The sequence below is a fragment of the Pseudomonas sp. genome, from assembly GCF_041601375.1.
Lineage (GTDB): Bacteria > Pseudomonadota > Gammaproteobacteria > Pseudomonadales > Pseudomonadaceae > Aquipseudomonas.
The window spans coordinates 1-5,666 of sequence record NZ_JBFIIG010000236.1; the positions used below are offsets into that span (position 1 = coordinate 1).

The 5,666-nt window shown below is 62.8% G+C and carries 4 protein-coding genes; all 4 read left to right on the plus strand.

The window, feature by feature from the left end; all coding sequences use genetic code 11:
- Positions 1 to 319: 319 nt before the first annotated feature.
- Positions 320 to 679 (plus strand): nuclear transport factor 2 family protein, encoded by a 360-nt coding sequence (locus tag ABZE94_RS19910; protein WP_372877729.1) that lies wholly within the window; start codon positions 320 to 322, stop codon positions 677 to 679.
- 152 nt (positions 680 to 831) lie between these two features.
- Positions 832 to 1,458, plus strand: coding sequence for a GNAT family N-acetyltransferase (locus tag ABZE94_RS19915; RefSeq protein WP_372877730.1), 627 nt, complete (start codon positions 832 to 834; stop codon positions 1,456 to 1,458).
- A gap of 581 nt (positions 1,459 to 2,039) precedes the next feature.
- On the plus strand, positions 2,040 to 3,653 hold the full coding sequence (locus ABZE94_RS19920; RefSeq protein WP_372877732.1) for a di-heme-cytochrome C peroxidase: 1,614 nt from the start codon (positions 2,040 to 2,042) through the stop codon (positions 3,651 to 3,653).
- Positions 3,654 to 3,680: 27 nt separating this feature from the next.
- A partial coding sequence (locus ABZE94_RS19925) for a di-heme-cytochrome C peroxidase (protein ID WP_372877734.1) occupies positions 3,681 to 5,666 on the plus strand: 1,986 nt, incomplete at its 3' end.

The window sequence follows — 5,666 nt, forward strand, 5'->3', positions numbered from 1 at the left end:
CCGACCAGCAGGTTGTTGGCCAGGACCCGCTTTGTCGTGATCGTTACGCGCCGCGATTCGCGTGGCCCGGCTAGTGGCGCGAACGCCGTGGATCAGCAATGTGCCGCACGATCACCCGAACGAATCGCCGTGCGAGCCCGTACCAGCACTCGAGTGCTCCCGCCACCACAGACCCTCCGGGCAAACGTCAGGGGTCGTCGCCCCCTCCTCCAGCAAGTAGATACTATAGTTAGAGTGTTCAACAACAAGGTGTCCTTGAGGACTCTCGTTATTGAACAACTTAGCCACGTCCTATTGACTAATATTCGAGGATAAGCCGATGACTTTAGCCGATATAGTACAGAAGGGTTGGGAAGCACTCGGCGCAGGAGACTTTGATAGCCTGGTAGCAGACTACGTTGAAGACATGACCTTCATTATGCCCGGGCAGACCGACCGCCTGAAAGGGCGCGATGCATTCCGTTCCGCGCTGGATGGACTCGGAAAAATCCTCCCGCCAGGCTTCGAAATCACCGGGCTTCGCCAGCTTGAAGGAAAAGATGAAGTTGTCTCTATTGTTGAATGGAAAGCAGATAAAGTTGCCAGCTCTCAACTGTCCGTTCTTTTCAAGTTCGAAAATAACAAGATTCATGAGGAACGCTGGTTCATCGACACTGAACAATGGAAAGGCGCATTCTGAGTTATGTTCGATACATAACTCGTATATCCAGCCGCGCGCATGCCGTAATGGCCTTTTGTGCATTGTGCTTCACTTCATCGCCACACAGAATCCGCGTTGGCAGGCACACCGTTGATAGCGGTATGCCACGGTACTCAAGGTGAGGAATCGCCATGCTTAGCATCGGTCGCCCCTTTCGACAGGCCACGCCAGACGATGCGCAGGACTTGGCCGAATTCGTCAACATGGCCGGTGACGGCTTGGCGCTCTATCTGTGGGAGCAAATGGCCACGGCCGGTGAATCCGCTTGGGATGTCGGCTGTAGTCGGGCCAAGAGGGACTCAGGTGCCTTCTCCTACCGCAATGCGATCCTGCGCCTGGTGGACGACGATGCCGTTGCCTGCTTGATTGGCTATCCGTTGGAAGACGCCCCGGCTCCTGCGGATTACTCGGAAATGCCGCCCCTGTTCGTGCCCCTTCAGCAACTGGAGGACATGGTCCCCGGCACCTGGTACATCAACGTCCTGGCCACCAAGCAAGCGCATCGAGGTCATGGCTATGGCAACGAGCTTCTGGCCCTTGCCGAGGGCATAGCGACCAGCCTCGGCAAGCATGGCCTGAGTCTGATCGTCGCTGACACCAACCTGGGCGCACGAAGCCTCTACAGTCATCTCGGCTATCAGGAAGTGGCGCAGCGAGCAATGGTCAAGGAGCACTGGGTTCATCCCGGCACGCACTGGGTTCTGATGACGAAAAATTTGCAGGTTGAGGATAAACAACCCGAAGCCGGGACAGGTTGACCAGTGCACACCTTGGAGATCACTTCACCCTGTCCATCGAGTTGAGACCGTCTGGCCAAGGGACTCAGGTCTACTGGCGCCAGACCTTCGACACCATTGAGCACTACGAATGCATTGCCGATTTCGTCGCCGGTGCCAACCAGCAGACGCTGATACCCCCGCCAGGCAATCTGCTGGCTTTGCCAGTTGCCATTAAAGCGTCGCGTGCGGCAGCAAATGGCCAAGCATATCCATAGCGGGTTATTGACCAGGGCCACAATCGCCTTGTCGTGAACGATGCACTCCGCGCCGCCATCTGCGTGACCCGGCGTTGCAGTGAAGTTATCCGCCATGGCGCCCTGGAGTTCCTGACCACTTAATCAAGTCACACATGAAGAGGCACTTCAACTGTGGCTGATTTGGCTAACCGGAAAATGTCTGGACATCAGCAAAATCGTTAAAAAGCAGTGTAATGTTCCTGCACCGATATGTTAAAAACCGCTTTAAAAATTTGCCGTTATTGATTAGAGCAAGATCATTTCCTCAGAAAAAATAAGAACTAAGGAGCCTTGGTGAGGGGGGAGTTTCGATGTGCACTACATATGTTGTCAGCTTCAGTACTGTTGGCGACATCGCTGTTTCTCACTGGCTGCGATAACGAGGAACCGGCAACCACAAGCCCGAGAACGGCATCCGGCCTGACGCTGCTGAACCAGGACTGGAACGACCAGCAGCGCGAGACAGCCTGGTACACCAGTTTCGGTTCCCGGATCGTTCCGCTGCCCTGGTTCCTGGCACTGGAAGAGGCCAACAGCCAGGCGCGCTTCAGTCGCCCGGACAACCTGAGCCGCTTCGGCTTTGCCTCGGCCGGCCCATCGGCAGCCAACCCCCACAGCCTGCCGATCGGCCTGGCCAGTACGCCGCCGCACAAGGGCGAACAGTGGGTGGGACTGGGTTGCTCGGCCTGCCATTCCGGGCAGATCTACTACCGCGGCGAGCGCCTGCATATCGACGGTGGCCAGGCCCTGGTCGACTTCCAGTTGTTCGAGCGCGAGGTCATCGCCGCGCTCCAGGCGACCCTGGCCGACGAAGACAAGTTCCAGCGTTTTGCCCAGGCCTTGCAGGCGGGTCCCGAGCTGCGCCAGGCGGTGCAGGCTCGAAGCGAGCGGCTGAGCGCCGTGGCGGCGCTGAACGCCACCCACGTTGCCTACGGCCGTGGCCGCCTGGACGCCTTCGGCCAGATCTTCAATGCGGTGGCCGCCGACTTCCTCGCCATTCCCGAGAACCGCCGCGAACCCAACGCGCCGGTCAGCTACCCGGTGCTCTGGGACGCCGCGCACCTGGACCTGGTGCAGTGGAACGGCTCGGCGCCCAATGCCGGCCCCGGGCCGCTGGTACAGAACGCCACCACGGCGCTGGCGGTGTTCGGCGACCTGAACATCCACAGTGACGGCATGGGCTACGACTCCACGGTCGAGATCGACAACCTCAGCACCATCCAGGACCTCTGGTATCGACTCAGCGCGCCGGCCTGGCCACAGGAGACCCTCGGCACTATCGACAGCGCCCTGGCACAGCAGGGCGCGGCGATCTACCAGCAGCAGTGCCAGACCTGCCATATGCTGTCCGATCAGCATGACCCGGACCGCAAGCTCACCGCGAAGCTGGTGGCGGTCGACGCCGTGGGCACCGACAGCACCATGGCCAGCAACTTCACCAATGCCACATCCAAGAGCGGCGCCTTCGAAGGCCAGAAGCTGATGTACGTCGGCGGTGCCACGCTTGGCGCCGAGGCCCCTACCATCGAGCTGGTGGTGCACGCGGCGCTGGGCGCGCTGCTCGAACACCCCTGGCAATCGATCAAGGCGGGCCTGTACAGCTTCCACAAGGTGCAGAGCGCCCCACTGCATGAGCGGCCTTACGACTACAAGGCGCGCCCGCTGTCCGGCATCTGGGCCAGCGCCCCCTATCTGCACAACGGCTCGTTGCCGACCCTGGCGGCGCTGCTGTCGAGCGAGCGCCCGCCCCATTTCGCCGTGGGCAAGGTGGAGTTCGACCCGCGGGCGGTGTGGCTGAGCGAGCAGGTGCTGGATGAGGCCCAGGTGAGCCGCTTCGACACCCGCCTGCCGGGTAACGGCAATGGCGGACACCGCTATGGCACCGGGCTGGCCGAGGCCGACAAGCGCGCCCTGATCGAATACCTGAAAACCCTATAACGACAAATTCCAAGCTGGGGAACATCTATGAGCAAGGCAATCGCATCGCGCTGGCTAGGGCGCCTGCTGTTACTGGTCGCGCTGCTGGTACTGGCCGTGGTGGGGGCGTTCGTCTACTACGTGCAGTCCTCCAAGGCGCGCATACCCCGCCTCGAGCCGGTCGACGAGTACCGTTACCTGAACAGCGGCTGGCAGGCATCCGCCCGCGAGACCTACTACCACACCCCGCAGGGCGCCTCGATGCCGCAGGGCGCGGGCGACAGGTCGCTGCGCTACAACTGGTTCCTCAATCTGGAACAACCGCTGTCGCAGGAGCGCTTCGCCGACCCCGCCTTCCTCCAGCGCTTCCATTTCCTCTTCGATCCCAGCCACCCGGACCAGTTGCCGGTCGGCTTCGCCTCGCGCTACTCCGCCTCGCTCGGCGAGGAGCTGCTCGATATCAGCTGCGCCGCCTGCCATACCGGCCAGTTGCACTACCGCAAGGAAGGCAAGCGCTACGCCCTGCGCATCGACGGTGGCCAGGCGATGCACGCCTTCACCGACCTGCAGCGCGGCAGCTTCGGCCCCACCCTGATCAGCGCGCTGGCGGAAACCTGGGCCAACCCGCTCAAGTTCAACCGCTTCGCCGGCAAGGTACTGGCCGACGGCGGCGACTCGGGCGAGCTGCACGAGCAGCTCGGCGAGACGCTCAAGGCCTTCCTCGCCATCCAGCAGAACAACCCGCTGGCGCACCTCTACCCGACCCGCGAAGGCTTCGGCCGCACCGACGCGCTCGGGCGCATCGCCAACACGGTGTTCGGCGAGCACCTGAACGACGCCAACCTGCAGACCTCGTCGGCACCGGTGAGCTACCCCTATCTGTGGAACATGTGGAAGTTCAACTGGGTGCAATACAACGGCTCGGTGGCCCAGCCGCTGGCCCGCAACATCGGCGAGGCACTGGGCGTCGGTGCCGAGATCCACCTGGTGAACGCGGAAGGCGCGCCACTGCCGGCGCAGGAGCGCTTCCGCTCCTCGGTCAATATCCCCGGGCTCGAGCAGATCGAACGGGCGCTGCAGCAGTTGCCGCCGCCGCAGTGGCCCGAGGACATCTTCGGCAGCGTCGATCAGGCCAAGGCCGCCCGTGGCGAGCAATTGTTCCAAAACCACTGTGTCGAGTGCCACGGCCCGCACCCGTCCAGCCGTGCCCGTCAGCAGGCGGAAGCGCCGCTCAAGGCCGGCCCCGAGGATCACTGGCTGATCGAGGTGATCGGCATCGAGCATATAGGCACCGACCCGACCGAGGCGCAGAGCTTCCTGAACCGAACCTATGACCTCTCCGCCACCGGCATCGGCAAGGCCGACGTCGAGGCGCTGATCAAGCCGCTGCTGCAGAAGCAACTGGCCCGCGACATGCTCATGCGCCTGCGCGAGCTGACCATCGACGAGACCCTGAGCGACGAGGCGCAGGCTGCGTTCGCCGCTCTGACCGACGCCTTCCCGGCGCCGGACCGGCTCGCCGCCCAGGGCTTCGAGCCCTCACCGGCGCCGGCCATCAAGGCCGCGCTGGAGCGCTTCGCACTCAAGCCCAGCGTGCAGTTGTCGGCCAGCTACGCGGCCTATCCGCAGCTCGCCTGCGACAGCCAGTGCCAGGTCAACGCGCTCTGGTACGACCTGGATTACGCCCAGGCCGGGTTCGCCAGCCTGCTGGCATCCATCGACCCAAGCAGGATCACCGAAGGGCTGGGCCTGAACCTGATCGACCTGCTGCTGAAACAGCGCTACTACCAGGACCACAACCTGAGCGAGGCGCAGCAGGCGTGCCTGGAGGGCTTCGGCGCGCTCGACCTGCCGCAGCAGATCATCGGCTACAAGCCGCGGCCGCTGGCCGGGGTCTGGGCAACGCCGCCGTTCCTGCACAACGGCTCGGTGCCCACCCTGTACCAGATGCTGGTGCCCGCCGCCGAACGCGATAAGCGCTTCTTCGTCGGCCCGCGCGACTACGACCCGGTCAACCTGGGTTACACCACCGCC